16 protein-coding genes are annotated in these 18,006 nt (G+C 37.8%); 1 reads left to right on the top strand and 15 read right to left on the bottom strand.

Translation table 11 applies throughout. The features are described from left to right. Positions 1–8: 8 nt before the first annotated feature. The 6 genes from AC23N5_RS23500 to AC23N5_RS23475 all read right to left on the bottom strand — a co-directional run bounded on the left by AC23N5_RS23500 (position 9) and on the right by AC23N5_RS23475 (position 7,795). On the bottom strand, positions 9–1,412 hold the full coding sequence (locus tag AC23N5_RS23500; protein ID WP_487757493.1) for a Gfo/Idh/MocA family protein: 1,404 nt from the start codon (positions 1,410–1,412) through the stop codon (positions 9–11). A 151-nt stretch (positions 1,413–1,563) separates the two neighbouring features. Then, positions 1,564–2,880, bottom strand: a complete 1,317-nt coding sequence (locus AC23N5_RS23495; RefSeq protein ID WP_487757492.1) for a gluconate:H+ symporter — start codon at positions 2,878–2,880, stop codon at positions 1,564–1,566. A 79-nt stretch (positions 2,881–2,959) separates the two neighbouring features. Beyond that, positions 2,960–3,730: an ABC transporter substrate-binding protein gene (locus AC23N5_RS23490; protein ID WP_487757491.1), complete on the bottom strand. Its 771-nt coding sequence runs from the start codon at positions 3,728–3,730 to the stop codon at positions 2,960–2,962. Positions 3,731–3,744: 14 nt separating this feature from the next. Then, on the bottom strand, positions 3,745–5,109 hold the full coding sequence (locus AC23N5_RS23485; RefSeq protein WP_487757490.1) for a capsule assembly Wzi family protein: 1,365 nt from the start codon (positions 5,107–5,109) through the stop codon (positions 3,745–3,747). A 201-nt stretch (positions 5,110–5,310) separates the two neighbouring features. Beyond that, positions 5,311–6,759, bottom strand: a complete 1,449-nt coding sequence (locus AC23N5_RS23480) for a capsule assembly Wzi family protein (RefSeq protein ID WP_487757489.1) — start codon at positions 6,757–6,759, stop codon at positions 5,311–5,313. A 22-nt stretch (positions 6,760–6,781) separates the two neighbouring features. After that, positions 6,782–7,795, bottom strand: a complete 1,014-nt coding sequence (locus AC23N5_RS23475) for a sugar transferase (RefSeq protein WP_183971159.1) — start codon at positions 7,793–7,795, stop codon at positions 6,782–6,784. A 225-nt stretch (positions 7,796–8,020) separates the two neighbouring features. Here AC23N5_RS23475 and AC23N5_RS23470 point away from each other — a divergent pair, with 225 nt between their 5' ends. Then, entirely contained in the window at positions 8,021–8,593 is a 573-nt protein-coding gene (locus AC23N5_RS23470; RefSeq protein ID WP_183971160.1) for a dTDP-4-dehydrorhamnose 3,5-epimerase family protein, read from the top strand. Here the strand turns inward: AC23N5_RS23470 and AC23N5_RS23465 are convergent. The 9 genes from AC23N5_RS23465 to asnB all read right to left on the bottom strand — a co-directional run bounded on the left by AC23N5_RS23465 (position 8,535) and on the right by asnB (position 17,952). After that, positions 8,535–9,395: a glycosyltransferase family 2 protein gene (locus AC23N5_RS23465; RefSeq protein WP_487757488.1), complete on the bottom strand. Its 861-nt coding sequence runs from the start codon at positions 9,393–9,395 to the stop codon at positions 8,535–8,537. The two genes, AC23N5_RS23470 and AC23N5_RS23465, sit on opposite strands and share 59 nt — an antisense overlap. A gap of 14 nt (positions 9,396–9,409) precedes the next feature. Then, positions 9,410–10,309: a Gfo/Idh/MocA family protein gene (locus tag AC23N5_RS23460; RefSeq protein WP_487757487.1), complete on the bottom strand. Its 900-nt coding sequence runs from the start codon at positions 10,307–10,309 to the stop codon at positions 9,410–9,412. Continuing rightward, entirely contained in the window at positions 10,310–11,674 is a 1,365-nt protein-coding gene (locus AC23N5_RS23455) for a sugar transferase (RefSeq protein WP_487757486.1), read from the bottom strand. Between the two features lie 95 nt (positions 11,675–11,769). Next, positions 11,770–12,543, bottom strand: a complete 774-nt coding sequence (locus AC23N5_RS23450; protein WP_487757485.1) for a WecB/TagA/CpsF family glycosyltransferase — start codon at positions 12,541–12,543, stop codon at positions 11,770–11,772. A gap of 2 nt (positions 12,544–12,545) precedes the next feature. Further along, entirely contained in the window at positions 12,546–13,292 is a 747-nt protein-coding gene (locus tag AC23N5_RS23445; RefSeq protein ID WP_487757484.1) for an FkbM family methyltransferase, read from the bottom strand. Continuing rightward, positions 13,286–14,215 (bottom strand): glycosyltransferase family 2 protein, encoded by a 930-nt coding sequence (locus AC23N5_RS23440; protein ID WP_487757483.1) that lies wholly within the window; start codon positions 14,213–14,215, stop codon positions 13,286–13,288. The genes AC23N5_RS23445 and AC23N5_RS23440 overlap by 7 nt, the downstream gene beginning before the upstream one ends. A 1-nt stretch (position 14,216) precedes the next feature. Then, on the bottom strand, positions 14,217–14,999 hold the full coding sequence (locus AC23N5_RS23435; RefSeq protein ID WP_487757482.1) for an FkbM family methyltransferase: 783 nt from the start codon (positions 14,997–14,999) through the stop codon (positions 14,217–14,219). Next, on the bottom strand, positions 14,984–16,117 hold the full coding sequence (locus tag AC23N5_RS23430; protein ID WP_487757481.1) for a glycosyltransferase family 4 protein: 1,134 nt from the start codon (positions 16,115–16,117) through the stop codon (positions 14,984–14,986). Before AC23N5_RS23430 ends, AC23N5_RS23435 begins: the two co-directional genes overlap by 16 nt. Next, positions 16,114–17,952: an asparagine synthase (glutamine-hydrolyzing) gene (gene asnB, locus AC23N5_RS23425; RefSeq protein ID WP_487757480.1), complete on the bottom strand. Its 1,839-nt coding sequence runs from the start codon at positions 17,950–17,952 to the stop codon at positions 16,114–16,116. The genes AC23N5_RS23430 and asnB overlap by 4 nt, the downstream gene beginning before the upstream one ends. Positions 17,953–18,006 lie beyond the last annotated feature (54 nt).

Below are 18,006 nucleotides of genomic sequence, written 5' to 3'. Positions count from 1 at the left end.
GAGGGATATTAAACGTTGGTCAAAATACCAAGTTTACGGTCTTCTTTCCAGCGTCCGCGCGTGAAGTCAGGGAATTTAACAGGGGCATTGCCACCTTGAATCGAAAGGGCAGAAAGCGGAGTTACCGCCGACCAAGAAGCGGCATCATACACGTCCATGTCGAGGGCTGTTCCACGGTTGAAGCAGTCAATCAAGCGGTAAATTAGTACGAAGTCCATGCCGCCGTGACCACCGTTACGTTCGATTTCTTCCTTCATTTTTGCCCAAATAGGGTGCTTGTATTGTTCGCGTAAAGCTTTGTATTCTTCGTCTTTAATAAAACCGTGCCCTTGTCCTTTTTTGGCAAAACGGCTCGGATAGCCCGTATGGAATGCCTTGGTTCCAGCCAGCATGTTAATACGGCTGTAAGGACGAGCCGTAACGACATCGTGCTGAACCAAAATAGTACGACCTAAATGGGTTTTAATCAGGGTATTGTTCATGTCGCCGTGTTTGAAACCTTTTCGCCCGTGGAATTCGTTGGAAGGGTCAGTCATGGTAGAAGAGTCTTCACTGAGACTGGCCTCCAAACTACTCATTGATACCAAGTGGTTGAAGCGGTCGCCACGGTCGATGTTCATGTATTGCGACACAGGGCCGAGGCCGTGCATCGGGTAAAGGTTTCCGTCGCGGGTCAAATTGTGACGAATCCGCCACATGTTGTAGTATTCAGTTTTGGAGAAAAGCAATTCCCGCAAATCGTGGATGTAGCCACATTCGGCATAAGTAATGGTACCAAAAACACCCTGTTCGGCCATGTTTAATACCCAAAGTTCTTCGTCGCCGTAGCAAACGTTTTCGAGCATCATGCAGTTGCGTTGGGTTTGCTCGGCGGTATTTACCAGTTTCCAACAGTCTTCTACGGTATAAGCAGCAGGTACTTCCGTCGCAGCGTGTTTTCCTTGTTGCATGGCATAAACGCACATGGGGACGTGGTCTTCCCAAGGAGTGGCAATGATAACGAGGTCGATGTCATCGCGGCGACACATTTCCTTCCAGGCGTCCACTTTTGAATGATAGTAGGCGACGTCATTGACCCCTTTTGACTCAAGCCACTGTTTGGTTCGGTTGGTATATCGTTCCTGAATGTCGCAAACGGCCACAATTTTGGCTTTTGCTCCGCAGGCATGTACCAATTTTACGTGCCCCGAACCACGGTTCCCGACTCCAATAAAAGCTACCCGAACCTGCGGAATCGGTGCTGATTTTAGACCAATTACCGACTTACCAACGGCCTTTGGGATGACGGTTGTTTGAGCAATCGTTTCTTCTATTGAATTTGAGCGAGCATTAGAAACAAAAGGTAATCCTAAGGCAGAACCAATGGCTGCCGTAGCTTTTAGAAATGAGCGGCGTTCCAAGAAATTTTTCATGGAGTGGGAGGGATTGAAGGTTAGAAATATTGATGAAGCAAATTAATAAATAAATTTAAAAAATAAGCAATGACTACCGAAGTAATCATTGCTTATAAATAGAATTTTATGTTCAAATAGTTGATTTTTAACTAGATGGGTTTTAGCCAGACTAAACAAATTGGTTTAAAATAAGAACTCCAATTAACCCCACTACCGAAACAATGGTTTCCATAATCGTCCAAGTTTGTAAGGTTTCTTTGATGGACAGGTTGAAATATTCTTTGAACAACCAAAAACCACCGTCGTTGAGGTGAGAACAAATCAAGCTACCTGAGCCGATGGCCAACACCATTAATTCAGGCTTAACTCCCTGACTTTGAACTAAAGGAGCGATGATTCCAACGGCCGTGAGGCCCGCTACTGTAGCCGAACCCACACAAATACGAATTACGCCCGCAATCGCCCAACCTAACAAAAGAGGTGAAATTTGGACACCTGCTAGTAGTTCACCAATGTACTTGCTTACCCCGCCGTCGGTGAGTATTTGTTTAAAACCACCTGCTCCTGCTACAATTAAGAGAATGATTGAGACACTTTTGAAAGCTTCTTCCAACGATTTCATCACATGTTTGGTACTTCTGCCCCGACGGATTCCCAAGAAATAAATAGCGACCAGTACTGAAATGAGCATCGAAATAGAGGGGTCGCCCAAAAAGGCAAACGCCGTATGTAACGCCGAATTTTCCTCAAATTGTCCTTTGAGCCAAGGCATCAATGTCAGTAAAAGCAAAGGCAAAAGCGCTACTACAAGGCTGATGCTCAGGCTAGGCATTTCGTCTTCGGTAAATTGGCGGGTGTTAAAAAGTGAAGCGTCGGGCTTAGGGTTGTATTTTTTTAAGGTTTTTCCAAAAATAGGCCCCGCAATGATGATGGCAGGAATCGCAACCAAAATCCCATAAAAGAGTGTCTGCCCCACATCTGCTTTAAATTGAGTAGCAATGGCCGTAGGCGAAGGGTGAGGAGGCAAGTAACCGTGCGCTACCGAAAGGGCAGACAACATCGGAATAGCGACATACAACATGGGAAGTCGGGTGGAAGCAGTAATGGTAAAAATGAGGGGGATGACAATCACAAAACCCGCATTATAAAACAAAGGCAAACCAATGATAAAACCAGCCAAGGCCAATCCCCAAGGAAGGTATTTCAGGCCAAAAATATTCATGAGGGTGGTGGTAATCCGTTGGGCTGCCCCACTATCTGCCACGAGTTTACCAAGCATAGAACCAAAACCAATGATAATTACCAATGACCCGAGCGTTCCGCCGATGCCTTTTTCGAGCGACTGACTGATTTGACTTACGCTCATTCCGCAGGCTAACCCTAGGCCAATACTGACGATGACGAAGGAAATGAACGTATCAAGATGGAAATAGGCAACTAACAAAACAAGGGCTACAATCCCCAACAGGACATACAAAAGCAGCATAGTAAGGAGGGTTTTAGGTATAAAATCGTATGAAACTGAGTACAATGTTAAAAATTTGCAAAGATAGTTTTGTACAAAATCAGGAAACGAAGAATTTTGACAAACGATCTCTCAATTCATTGAAATAAGCAACGGATTTTAATAACCTACTCCCGTACCAACTGAACAATTCACCATCAACCAACATAATATGGGCAGAGGGACAAATTTCTTGAAATTCTAGTAAGTGTTTTTCTCGAAATGAATAAGGCTCTGAAGAAAGAAAAATGAGCTCAGGAGCAGCTTGTCGTAAGTCAGCTTCTGAGATTTCGGGATAACGTGTCAGGTTGTCAAATACGTTGAGAAAACCAGCTTTACCTAGCATTTCGTGGATAAACGTGCCGTTCGCGGCAACCATAAAGGGCTTTTTCCAAATAAAATACGCTACGCGTGGGCGACGTGACGGCGATTGGAGCGAGGCAAATTGGGTAGATAATTGTTGGCAAATTTTGAAAGCTTCAGGTTCTTTGTGGGTAAGCTCCCCAACCTTCTGAATCATTTCAAGCGAGTCGTCTAAGGTGATGATGTCAGAAATCCAAACGGGAAAGTCACGTTGCAAAGTTTCGATGCCTTCTTTATAATTTTCCTCTTTGTTGCCAATAATCAAATCAGGTTTTAGCGCCTTGATTTTTTCAAAGTCAAAATTTTTAGTTCCGCCGATTTTTGCGATGTTCTTTACTTTATCGGCGGGATGGCAACAAAATTTTGTAATACCTACTACTTTATCCTCCAAGCCAAGGTCAAAAAGAAGCTCAGTTTGCGACGGAACGAGTGACACAATTCGCTGCGGAGCTATGGAAGAAGAACGCATACGGATGAAGTGTCCTAGTTGGAAGTACGGAATTTGCCTGTACCAAAGGTTTGTCTAAAACCTATCCTAAAACCTGTATTTTTGGTATAAAGATCACCACGGTCAATAGCCGCAGAAGCAACCCACTCTAAGCCCGAGAGCGCAGGAATTTGGCCTTTGAGTTGTAACAAAGCCGAAAGTTGCTTAGGAACGGTAGGGTAGGGGTAGATGTAAGTACCGTAATTGGCACTGTAAGAGATTTTGGATAAAAACTGAATCGAGGGGCCGATATTGCCTTCAAAACCAAGATGATATACTAAAACACGGTTGTTGTTAGCCATGTCATTGGTATTTTGTTCTTCAGGGCGGTTGGTATCTTCCTGATTGGTAATGAACGGAGTCCCAATAATTCGTCGTCGATACGACCACCCATCGTAGTACTGTTGGTGGTTGAAGTACTCGTCCTTGCCGCGCTTTTTGCCATTTGTCATCACAAACGTATCACCACCCTGACTACGGGTATTTAAGAACTCAAATACCACTTTTTTAAAGGAAATTCTACCTTTTTCTTGGCTAGGGTAAAGGTTGGTGAGTACAATTCCATTTAGGCCGTCGGCGATGCTTGTAAGGTAGAATAAAGACCCATCTTCGTAGATATTTTGGCGATACACCAAAATATTTACTTTTTTCAAATCAAGTTCAAAGCCAACATCAACTGTACCTAAATGGTTGCCTACGCGGTTAGTAGAGTCGAAGGCATTGCCTTTTCGAACCCCAATGTTTGGACCAATGGCAATTACTGCTAATAAATAGTCTGCAAAACTGCTGGGAAGCGTCTTATTTGTGACCGTTCCGATATCATCAAATGTTTTTCCGCCCCATTGCACTTGGTGGTTAAAACCCCCATATAGTTTGACGGAAGAGCTTTGCCTACCGATGCGAACATAAACGGACTTTTGGTGCAAATAATAACCATAGGCAAACTTGTTCGTCCCAAACCAGCTATGAGCGTAATTCCCCTTAAAAGCTAACCAAGGGTTATTTTTTCCTAATGGTTGATAATCTGGTATTTCAATTTGGATTTTAGGCATCGGAAAGGCATTTCCTGACCATATATAAGAGCCTGTGCCAAGTGTGCTGTCAGCTAGACCAAACAATTCTTTTTTGCGGCCAGCATAAAAAAGCAAATTTTTATATTTAACACCCGCATACAACTGGGGTAAGAACAGGGTGGTACTTCTACTATCTAGCAGATTTCCTACTACTTGAGTACCGCCTATGAGTTTCCATTTATTATTTTTTGCAGATAAGTTACTTTCAAAGTCGATTGCCCCGCTTAGCGCAACGGCTGTTTTTTCTGGTACGACATCGTACTGATTCGCTCGCAACCAAAAGGGCATTTGGGTGGCCGTGTTGTAATAAAAAGCACTGAAATCAGTCCTAAAAGAATGTTTTGCAGTACTATCTTGTGCGGTAGCCAAACCTCTACAACCCAAAATTAAAAAGCAACAAGACAGTAATACGAAAAGCTTTTTCAATGGAAAAGAAGTAATTTCTGGACGAATAGAATACTTGTGAGAACAATGTAAAAAACAAAGTTATCAAAAAAATCCTCTTTTACGAAGCCCTAATTGGATTCCCATGGAAGGTTCGTAGAGTGTACCAGCGTCGATTGCAATGGATGTTGTCCAATCGATTCCCTGTAACCAAGGTAGTTCCTTTTGGATTTGGAAAAGGCTAGAGAATTGTTGTCTAGCGGAAGGAAATGGATAATCATACGTACCCAAGTTGTTGCTGAAAGAGGCTTTTACTAGCCATTTCCATTCATCTATCCAACCGCTTGCACCTAAGTGAAGCATCTGAACTCTATTATTGAGGGTTTTTGCATTTTTGATGAGGGGAAAAGAACTAATAATATCACTCTGTTTGGGGATAAAAGGCGTACCAATCATTTCACCTTTATAAGACCATCCTTCAGAATATACATAATGATTAAAATAATTGTCTCTCCCAAAAATTTGTTGTTGAAAATCAAATACATTTCCCCCTTGACTGGTGGTGTTCATCCATTCAAAATTGACTTTTTCAAGGGTAAATGTTTGCGCGTAATTTGGTGCATTTCGATTGTTAAATGTTATTCCTTGGAGTCCATCTTGAATATTTAAGAAATTATACAAGGAACCATCGTCGAATATATTTTGACGAAAAAAAGTCAAAGATTTGTTGTTAGCTAACTTCCAAACCAGCCCTAAATCAAGCGTTCCAAGGTGATTGCCCACGCGGCTGTCCTGCCACGGTTTTCCCACCACAACGGCCCACCAAGCCTCTTTAGGAGGAAGCCCGTTAGGCCAAATTTGGTCTTCTCCACCCCATTGGGCAAGGTGATTGAATCCTCCGATTAAATTGATTTTCCAGTTTGGGCGACCCATTTTGATGAACAAGGTCTTTTGGTGATAATAGCCTTTTACCGCATTGGTTCGAGGACCATACGCAACTGCAAGGGTATCTAACCATCCGTGGGCAAAAGAGCCTTTGATGGAAAATAGTCCTCTAAAAAAAGGCAATTCTACGTAGTTGGGAATTGACAATTGAATTTTTGGGAAGGGCTGGGCATTCCCTGACCAACTATAAGAACCAGAAGAAAGAAGTGTATCGCCCAATAGGCCCATCGTTTCGAGCCGACGACCATAAAATAATTCAATAGGCCCGTATTTGATGCCAGCAAAACTCTCAATAAGCTTAAATTTATTTGAGTTTTGTTGGGCAATAAAAGCACCATCGAGTCCATATAAAAGCCGTATTTGGCGCCAGCTGTACTTTACGGTGTCCCCTTTAGTATTACCAAGCGCGGCCCTTGCTATAAAAGAAGAAGAGTTTTTGGGAATAACGTTGTATTGATTGGCATAGTACCAGAATGGAACGGTGGGAGAATTTGTGCCGTAGGCATTTACCGATAAATTATACTCGGACGTAGGCAAAAACTGTGCATAACTAGTAAGCGCACCAATTAAAAAATACACCAGAAAATTAATGGAATACCTATGTCTCATAGAGGCAGCCTCGCAAATTTATCTATCGTCCCAACCCAGCTAATACTACCCTAATGGTATGTAAAATTATTTTAAAATCAAATCCGAATGATTGGTGTTTAATGTAGTACATGTCATACCTGTGTTTCCACATGCCATCTTCTATGGATGCTCCGTAAGGGTATTTGACTTGTGCCCACCCAGTTAGTCCTGGTTTAATGACGTGCCGAAACTCGTAATAAGGGATAGCTGTTTTCAACATTTCAATAAAAACTGCTCTTTCTGGCCGTGGCCCAATGAGAGACATTTCGCCTTTTAGTACATTAAACAACTGAGGAATCTCGTCAATTCGTGTTTTCCTAATAAACGTACCTACCTTAGTAGCTCTTGGGTCGTTTTTTTGTGCCCATTGCGCACCACTTGCTTCAGCATTAGATCGCATCGAACGAAATTTAATAACTTCAAATTCGATGTTATAAAGCCCCACACGTTTTTGGCGATAGAAAATCGATCCTTTTGACTCTAGTCGTATTGCAATAGCCGTTAGCAACATAATAGGCGATAGAAGTGCCAAAAGAATAGAAGCATAGATGATGTCAAAAAAACGTTTTGTAGCAATTTTAGTACGATTTCTCAGTACAGAGAAGGCTTCCTTGTTAAGAAAGTAATCACCATTTAAAAGGCTGATTTCTGTATATTTATTTTTTGACTCCAGAAAATCCACCAAGGGCATTACAGTAACTCCATATTCTATATTTCTTAGTAAAAATTCTCTCTCAAGGTCGTCAATGTATGCCGCATTGTAATAAGTAATGACACCTTGCCGCTTGAAGATTTGATCACACTGATTGAATAAGGGAGTATAAGAATAGTTCTGTAATATGTCTGTTATAAGTGGAATACTAGATTCAGGACACACAATGTATAACGGGTTTTGCACCAGTGTGGGTGAATGTTTCGGGCTAATGTCAACGTAAGAAGTAGGATATTTGGTAGAATCTTCCAATGGAATTTCTTCAAAGGTGGTAGAAAAACTTTCAACTTCAGGCTCCTTCATTTTGTATTTTTTTTAGAAAAACACCTTAAATTTCCATAATTACAAGTATTCTCTTGTTAATAGAAGAGGTTCAAAGATAAAGCCCATTTTTGTAAAAACCAAAGAAGCTAGATACCGTTAAATAACTTTACCTTGAGTGTATAAGGAGGGGATTTGAAGAAAGTAGTCAAAAATCTTGTGGTAATCACAAAGGCCAATTACTTTTGTAAAAAAGGTCGTTGATTCATGAGTACCACCGCTATCGCAAAATCCACCCAAATTGCAGGGACACAATTACATGAAGTGAAATTGGTGTCATTGAAAGAACATAAAGACTCCAGAGGTTCCTTTACCGAAATTTTTCAGGATCATTGGGGGACGGTTCTTAAACCTGTACAGTGGAGTGTAGTGAAATCGGAAGCGAATGTGTTTCGTGGAATGCACTACCACCAACGCCACGACGAATATTTTTGTCTCATTGATGGGCATTGCGTGCTTGGCTTGCGGGATTTACGCGCGGGCTCTCCTACACAACATCAATCTGCCCTATTTGAACTTTTTGGTGATGATCCCGCAGCACTTATTTTCCCGAAAGGGATGCTGCATGGCTGGTTTTTCCATACGCCTGCGCTTCATATTCAGTCAGTTTCGGAAGCCTATGTGGATTATGGAGGCGACGACAACTGGCGTTGTGCTTGGGATGATCCTGAATTGGAATTGCCTTGGGGAATTGAAAACCCTATCCTGACAGATGCTGCCTCTAATGCCCCTTCTTTGCGTACGCTAGTCGCCGCTTTAGAGCGTAAAGGCTATATGTAAGCTTGGTTTGGATAAAAGGAACCAATTCCGCGAGGGTCTTGCCTTTAATCCGAATCCAATCATTTTGTAAGGCCGCACGCTCATCGAGTAACGATTGGAGTACGTTTTTGCGCATAACATGGAGAAATGTTGAGTCGCTGAGTTTTGCTTCCCACTCTTTTAATTCTTCTACGCGCTTTTCGGTCGGGATTCCTGGATACGTAGCTCCTCGTTTAAAATACAGCACGGTGGCTTCGCTTCCAAAAAATGGGGAATAGTCAGGGTGTTCCATAAATTGCGCCCACATATAGTCATCCGTAAAAACATCGGGAGGGGTAGTGCGCCAGCCGTAGGGTAGGTGCCTGTAAAATTCATAAGTATGTGCAACTGCCGAAAAGACAAAATGTTGCCTCGCATTTGAATATCCATACCGAATGTCTCCATTTTGGAAAAGTCGGAAATAGTTGGAAGAAACAAAGTTTCCTTTTTCAAATAACTCTAGTAATGTCTCTAAGTGGTTTGGAAGCCACAAGTCGCGATCTAAAAGATACGCTACATACTTTCCCTGTGCATAGTGTGTAAGTACTTGATGCCGATTGGGTTCTCCTCTACGAAGGTGCTTTGGGAAATCAAAAAACTTGATTCGGGCATCTTGTTTAACAAGCGATTGAATCACTCCCCTCGTAAATTCATTCACCCCGTCACCAATGATAAGTAACTCAAAATCAGGGATAGTTTGTTTTAAAACACTACTCACCGAGTAAGGAAGTAGCAACCCACGGTCGTTTGTGGTAGGAAGTAAAATAGAAAATCGAGGAGACATGTTGCCCGAAAAGTTTAACAAGTTGTGGCACCTAACGTGTAAAGTGCCGTAAGAACTTCAATGGTCGTGATTCCTTCCTGAAAAGTGGAAATAGGAGGTGAGCCACCGCGTAAATATGCTAAAAATGCTTCTAATTCTTTTCGTAAAGGTGGAGTGGTGTCAAAAAAACGCTTTTCGCTATTATTTGGCGTAGGGTAGCTACATTCGTCACCGTAGAAAATTTCGATATAATCTACTTTTTCATCGGCCAAAATGGCAATCCCTTTGGTACCGTGTAGTCGAATTTCACGACGTTTATCGGCAAAGCGGTTTGAAACCTCTATTTGAACAAAAGGCGTATGACCTAGAAGGGCGGTCATACCACGGGCATTAGTTCCATGCCATTCAATGACCGCAGAACGCGGCGCTGGAATGTACCCAAGGATTTCAAGGGCAATGGTCAAATCGTGGGGAGCTAAGTTCCAAATGCTATCGGTGTCGGTACGGGGGCTTGTCCAGTTACACCGATGTGTGTAAAGGGCTGTAATATCGCCAAGTTCTTTAGTACGAGCTAGTTGCCCCAAAAGCTGCACCCCTGCATGGTAGCGCCAAATGTGCATCATGAACAGAGGGTAATTTTCAAACTTTTTAAGAGCGATGGCGTCTTCGAGTGAGGTAACGAGTGGCTTTTCAATAAAAACGGGTATGCCCCACGGAACAATTTGTTCTAAAATGGAGCGGTGAGTGACGGATGGAGAGGCCAAAACTATTCCATCAGCAGTGTGCAAATCATCTAGTGAATCGACAAAAAAATGGGGATAATCTTTCTTCGCTTCAGGATTGGGGTCGAAGATTTTTATGTCAACCGCTAGGTTACTTAATTCTCGGATGATGTTTTTACCCCAAATACCAGCCCCAATGAGTCCTATTGTCATTTATTTTCCTTGTTTTTTAATCATGATGACCATTGTTTTCATGATTAACCACATATCGAAGAAGAATGAAATTTTATTGAGATAAAGTAAGTCATAGCGAAGTCTTCGCTTAATTTCGTCAGGAGAGCCTGCATAACCAAATTTAACTTGTCCAATGGAAGTGATCCCTGGTTTGACGGATAAAATGAGTTTAAAATCATCGGGTGACTCATCCATCAACGTTTTAACATCATAATCTGCTAATGGGCGGGGGCCTACAACTGACATATCACCTTTCAGAACATTGTAGAATTGAGGCAGTTCATCTAGCCGTGTTTTCCTTAAAAAACGTCCCCAAGGGGTTATTCTCTTGTCAAGAGTACCTTCCGAATGGCCTAGACGTGCACCGACATACATACTTCGGAACTTGTATATTTTAAATTTTTTACCCCATTGGCCAGTTCTATCTTGCGAAAAAATGACTGGACCTTTAGACGTTAATTTGGTTATTAAGCCTAATAAAAGGAAAATGGGAGACCCAAGTAGTAAAATAGAGCTTGAAAAAATAACATCGAAAAGTCGTTTACTTATGTACTCTTTGGAGTAATCTAAGAACTCCGATGATAGTGAGATAACTGGAGTAATCCCGTGAAATTCGAGTGAAGGTGCTTGGCTAAAAAAGAAGGCAAAGTCAACCACTAATTTGACTTTGTACGAAGCAGTATTTGACTTCTCTACCATATCCTTTAAGAGTGGATGCCCTACACGAGGAATACAGCAATAAACGGTATCAATCTGGTTCGAAGCGAGTAGTTGGTTTAAGACGCTGTAATCGCCCCTAATTAATGGCTTATTGGTAGCACTCAATTCATCAAAATAGCCGTAGAACTTGTAGCCAAATTCGGGATGTTGGTCGTAGAAGCGCTTAATTCTTTGTGATGTATCATTGTAACCAACGATGACATAATTCAGGGTATTGTTGCCGTTGGCACGATAAATTTTAAGTAAGACCACTGCCGCAGTTCGCCAAGTGCACCCAAAAATCCAGAACAATAAGAACGTGTAAAAGAGCTGAAGTCTAGGTAGATGAAAGTCTTGAAGAAGCATCCATATGAAAATCCCAAATGCTGAAAATAGCAGGACAGACATCAAATGCCGATAAACAAGGGTGAAAACGTGAAATTTGAGGCGGGTGTGTCTGTAGGGGCGCAACAATCCCACAACCAATCCCCAAGAAAGGCTTAAAAGAAAAAACAAAAAGAGATTTTGCTGGTATTGGTCTGAAAAGGAGGAGTTTACCAGAATAAGCCCCATTTCAAATGAGAAACTCAACGTAATGAGATCGAAAAGAAACTGAAAAGGGCGAAACAGTAAAATCTTATTCATTTATAAGCTCACTAATGATTTTTTTCTCCTACAATGCCAAACACTACCCTCAATAATCTAAGGTTTAGACTGATATAGCTACAAAGGTAACCATTTTAAGCATTTAGTATGCCTATTTTATGAGCAGATTTGTAGGGTGCTTTTTCTTTGTATCGAATGAGAATCATTAATAAGTAAAAACTTTTGAGGTATCTTTTGATATAGAGGCGAGGATTAGATATGCACCTTGCCAACCAACCTAAATACAAGCGGTCTATCCAAGCTGGGATGGGGACTTGCTTGCCTGTTTTAAAAGCAATTGCGGCACCTGTACAAATAATGGCGGGTTTAAATGATAAATTTTGGCGTAGGTACAAACCTAGTTTTTCTTGTACTCCTCCCCCAATATTGATTAAAATCCAGTGAGGTTGATTAGTCTCAATTAATTCAAGCAAAGTTTGATCATCAACCTGTGTTGAATAAATAGGGGCTGTGTACATGCAACTATCAGATATTTTGACGCCTTTTTTATGCAAAAGAAGGCGGTTGGCTTCGCCTTCTTCATCGCTAGGGTTTACTAGAAAAAGGTTTTTTGGACTTGAAGAAATATGTTGGAGAAAAAAATTGATAAATTTTAATCCAGAGATTTTTTGGATTGGATTTTTGCGTAAAACCCAGTTCCAAATCAAAACCATATAGCCGCTATCAGGAATGACAATATCAGAGTTGTACAGGGCATCATAATAGTCCTGTTTTGTAAGAATATCCGCTAAATTGGGAGCAGCAGGCGCAGTAAGTAATCCACCATGACTTTCAAGCTGTCTAAAAACATCTTCTACTTGTCCAGTAAAGAATCGAATACCTAAAATTGTTACAGTTGAAAAACTCATGACTACTGCTGGGCTTTTTGGTATAGCATATCTAATTGAGGAAAAACAAAATTTTTACTTGGAACAATACCAATTGGGGCAATTAATACAAACCCAAGTGTTTTTAAAAACGAATGCATTTCATCGAAAAGAGGTTCATTCTTATACATAGAAATGAATGATGTTTCTAAAACAATATAATCAATTTGAGCTAATAACTTTTGTGCGCCAATTAAAACATTTTTTTCAAAACCTTGAACATCAAGTTTTAAAAGTGCAGATCCTTTAATTGGGATTTTGAATGAAAAATCATCTAACCTCCAACATTGGACTTCTATTTTATGGAAATTTTTTGTTTTTGGTACTGAAGATTTTTGAAAATTACTAACTTCTAATACAGAGCTAGCATGAGAATGAGCATTTTGATAAAAAGATATGTTGTCAGATATATCACCAAGAGCTACATTATAAATATTAACATTTGGGGTATTTTTAACATTTTTTATTAATGTTTTAAAACTTGATGGGACAGGTTCAAAACTATGAATAGTTGCATTAGGGTAAAACTTGTTGGCTGCTAAAGCAAATTGGCCAATATTTGCCCCCACATCAATAATACATTCTAACTCTGGTATAAATTTTGAAGCTCCAATTAGAATATTGAATGAAGCAATAGATGCACTATTGTGCATGAGATAACTTATACCCCCTTTCTCATGTAGAAGTATTTTAAGGATTGAATTGATTTTATCAATATTGTAAATTAGCATGTTTCGTGAATTTTAATTCCAGTGTATTCTTCAATAGCAACAGTAATTGGTATGTTTTTTTTTCTGGCTAAATGCTTTATTTCTATTATTTTAGCATCAGCCAAAAATCTATACCAAAAACCTTGAATAAAATGATAAATAAGACCTTCTTTACCATCTAAAAAACCTAGAAGAATAAAGTATCTGAATAAAAAATAAAAAATGCTTCTAAATAACAATAAACGGCTAGAATAGAGAGTATCTTTTATAAACCGAGTTCGATGCGTACTATTTATTAATATTTTTCTGAATTCTATAAAGTTAACAGAGTCATAAAACTGAAATTCTTGATTTAGTTGTTCAATAGCTTCACGAGTAGCATAATGATTATGCTTACTTGTCATCCATGTTAAACTGTTTAAATTGTCATGTATAAAATCATTTTCAAAAGTAATAGAATCACCTTCAAGTATTTTGATATGTTCATCCATTAATCTTTGTTCCATAACTCCTTTTTTATTTCTCCAAATCCTTAATAGTTTTAAAGGATATCTACCTCCAAAACGAATCCATTTATCTAAATAGTATTGCCTAAGTTTTAGAAAAATCCCTGAAACTCGTGGATTCATAGTAGGAATTTTTAAATGAATTTCATTAATTAGAGAAGGGGTTAAATACTCATCAGAATCTAGTTTCATAACCCAATCAGTAGTTATATTGCAATTATCAATTGCCCACTGAAATTGATTGGCCTGGTTTAAAAACTTGTTTTGGAAAATATCAACATTGTACAACTGTGCAATCTCCAATGAACTGTCTGTAGAAAATGAGTCAACTACACAAACTCTTTCAGCAATTTGAAGGGCATTTGAAATACAACGATTTAGATGTATCTCTTCATTAAATGTTAAAATAATTACAGTTAAACTTGGCTTCGTCCTCATATTACCTACCTATTTTGGCTAAGAATAATTTGTATTTTTCATTTGGAATACATAAGTAGTCTTCAGTTGTCGAAGAGATTATATTATAATTCCTAGCATCAATGTATTTATAATCAAAGAAATTTAAAATAGATTGAATATCATGTGAAATATTGTCAAATACTTCAATTAATATTAATGGTCTAATTTCATTTAATATTCTAGTCGATCCACGCAGCACAGATACTTCAGCGCCTTCAACGTCTATCTTTAAGAAATTGGGAGGAGAAAATGTGTCTAATAATGAATCTAAATTAAATGTCGGAACAGTTATTGTAGATCGGATACCTCCTGAAAGATTAGAGCCAGTCGAAAAACTGAGGAAATTCATACTTCGAGATACTTTAGAAATATTAAGTTCTGCAAAACCAATTTTGTCTGATACAGCTACAGGTAGAAGCGTCACATTTAGAGACGGATTCAAATTTATAGTTTTTTGTAACACTCTTTGCATAAATGAATCAGCTTCAATAATCAAGCAAAAGCCATTAGAGCCAGATTTAAAGATAGCAGGAAAAGAAAATATACCGACACTGCCACCAATATCCCATATTGAATCGCCAACTTCAATGCAATCATTAACAATTTGATAAATCTCGGCATTGTGTCTATGATACATATTTAGTTTCCAATATCGCAAACCAGCATCAGGAGAAACGTAAATAGGTAAATGACCAAATTGTTTAGGTAGTCTCCGCTTTAAGATAACGTTACGACTAAATAGTTCAATTAAATTTCGAAGCATTTTGAGTAAACTTTAATCCATTGATGGATGTTAGTGAAAATATCAAGCTCTATGTTAGAAAGCTGTAATGCATTTTTACACATTGTTAAATATTCATTGTTAGATAGTGAAATAACAATATCAATATATTTAGCAAGCTCTTCAGGAGTGTTATTTATCCAATAGCCAGCATTATAAAATTCTAAACATTGCCAAGGCGAAAATTTTGATGCAATGACTGGTGTACCTTGAGCTAAGGCTTCTGCTGTAACGATTCCAAAATTTTCTGAGAAAGAGGGCATAAATAAAAAATGTGCTTTTGCTAATAGTAATTGTTTTTCATTACCTTCTACACTTCCTAATAAACTTATTTTTTGTTCTAAATTAGAGTCTTTTATTTTTTTTATAATAAGCTCACCGTAGTCGTTTTTGAAATTTCCTGCAACTTTTAATATAAATTTAGAGTTTACAAATAATTTTGATATTTTAAGAGCTTCTACAAGTTCAAAAATTCCTTTTTTTTGATGAAAACGACCTAGGTATAAGAAATAATTATCTTTTTTAATATTAATTTTTTGGGGTAAAACAATATAGTTTGGTATTTGAATTATGTTAACTGATTTTCCAAATTGCTTTTTTACAAACTCACTTTCAGCTAAACTGGTAGTATGAAAAAAAATGTCTTTGATAAAAAAACGAAGTAAAAAAATCGTAAATTTCTTTAGTGAACCTTTTTTTAGAAATTCAACATCGTCAACAGAACCTCTAGTTGACCAAATAATTTTTTTGTTATATATTTTAGCTATAAAAAAACATACAATAGTTGGAGGATAAAAAATTGAAGAAAGATGAACTAGGTCATTTTTCTTTACTTTTAAAATGAAATTTATAATTAGTCTAAAGGCTATATTTATATTATAAGTTGACAAATATATAATTTTTCCATAGTCGGTATTTATCCATTTATCTTTTGTTATTAATTGAGGATTTATGCCATAATCAGTTGTTATAACAGTAATTTTAAATTTGTCAGACGAATAAAGACCTTTTAAATGCCAGTATAGTGAAAGGCTAACACCTCCTGATTCGTTTGGATACAATGCACCCACGGGAAAAATAATTTTTTTAGGCAAGCTCATAATTTATTAGTTCTTAAATAAGACTCAACACAAACTAAAGACCAAATATGTAACCAAGAAATGCCATTACGTTTGTTTAGAAAATCTTCCCATATTTCTGATACACCTTTTTTTATGAAAATATCTCTTTTATTTAGATCGCTTAAATTATCGCCGCAGAAATCTTTTAAACTAGTGCGTATCCAACTATCCCAAGGAAAGGAAAAACCTTTTTTTGTTCTGTAAATTACCTCATTTGGTAGATTATTAAATGACATTACTAATAGATTTTTCGGAGTTTGGGTTGAGAATTTAAACTTGTCTGGAACTTGCAAAATAAATTCAATTAATTTGTAGTCAAAAAAAGGCTCTCTTATTTCCAAAGAAGATGCCATACTCATCTGATCAGTATCTTTAAGTAGGACATCCAGAGTATAATTTGTTAGTTCAGCAATTGAATATTGACTTAAAATAGGGTAGGATTTTATAGATGGAGTATTTAGATTAACCCAAAATGGATTATTTAGTGGGGAACCATAAATTCTGGTAATTTCTTCATTTAAATAAATCGATCTATTAATCTTGTAAAATTCATTTAAGGTTAGCTCTTTTTGATTTAAAAGAGAGTTGATTTTATTGGAAGACCTACTATGATTTGGAATTTGGAATTTAATAAATTTATGAAAAAAGTTGAAAGGATAAAATGTGAAATTTTTATACCTATTAAACCCTGAATATCCAGCAAATAATTCATCCCCACCAATTCCAGATAAGATAACTTTGATTCCAGTTTTAGCGACGATTTTAGATATAATATAAGTATTTATGCCATCGACAGTTGGTGTATCCATAACCTGAAAAAAATTGGGAATCTCCTCAATTAAATATTTTGGGTCGAGGAGAAACTCTTCATGATTAGTAGAATATTTACGAGCAATAAGCCTTGAATATTTTGATTCGTCATAATCTTTATTATTAAAAGTTATACTAAAGGTTTTGATAGGTAAGTGTGTGTACTTTGCCATTTCACCAACAACAATAGAAGAGTCTATGCCACCAGATAAGAATGCACCAACTGGTACATCTGAAACCATTCTACTCTTAATTGAATTACTAACAAGCTCCCTGACTTTGATGAGTGTTTCATCTAGGGATAATCTATATGGATTTAAATTGAAATTGTCAATTTTCCAATACGATTGATGTGTATAGCCTTCCTTGTTAAATTTGGCAAAATAACCAGGAGGAATCTGATTGAGACTCTCAATAATACTCCTTGGAGTCTTAACAGATTGTGTTTGCAACACATCAAGAACTGAATCAAAGTTAAGTTTCCTTTCTACAATATCAGAAGCTAAAATGCTTTTTAATTCAGAACTAAATATTAATAAGTTATTTTTTAAGAAATAATATAAAGGTTTTACTCCTAATCTATCTCTTGCGATGAAAAGCTCTTTTTGGACATTATCCCAAATAGCAAAAGCAAACATCCCATTAAGTTTTTCTAAACATTTTTCTCCCCATTTTATAAAAGAGGCTAATATTACTTCAGTATCAGATGACGTTTGCCAAGAATAATCTTTTATATTAGATTTTATTTCATTGTAATTATAAATTTCGCCATTAAATACAATTGTATATCTTTTTGATACATCATGCAGCGGTTGATTTGAAATTTCATTCAAATCAATTATTGATAATCTTCTATGACCTAGAGCAACTCCATCTTTAATGAAAATACCTTCTGAATCAGGACCTCTATGTTTGAGGCTATTTGTCTGCTTTTTAATAATAGAGTACAAAATTTCTGATTTATATTCTGAAGAAAAAGAAACTATTCCAGTGATACCACACATTATTTTGAGAATTTTAGAAAGATTAATAAAATTATTAAGCGGAATATTTGTGTA

The organism is Runella sp. R5_40, assembly GCF_057652295.1.
The sequence above is the reverse complement of the archived record's forward strand: the minus strand, read 5'-3'. Positions and strand labels throughout refer to the sequence as shown.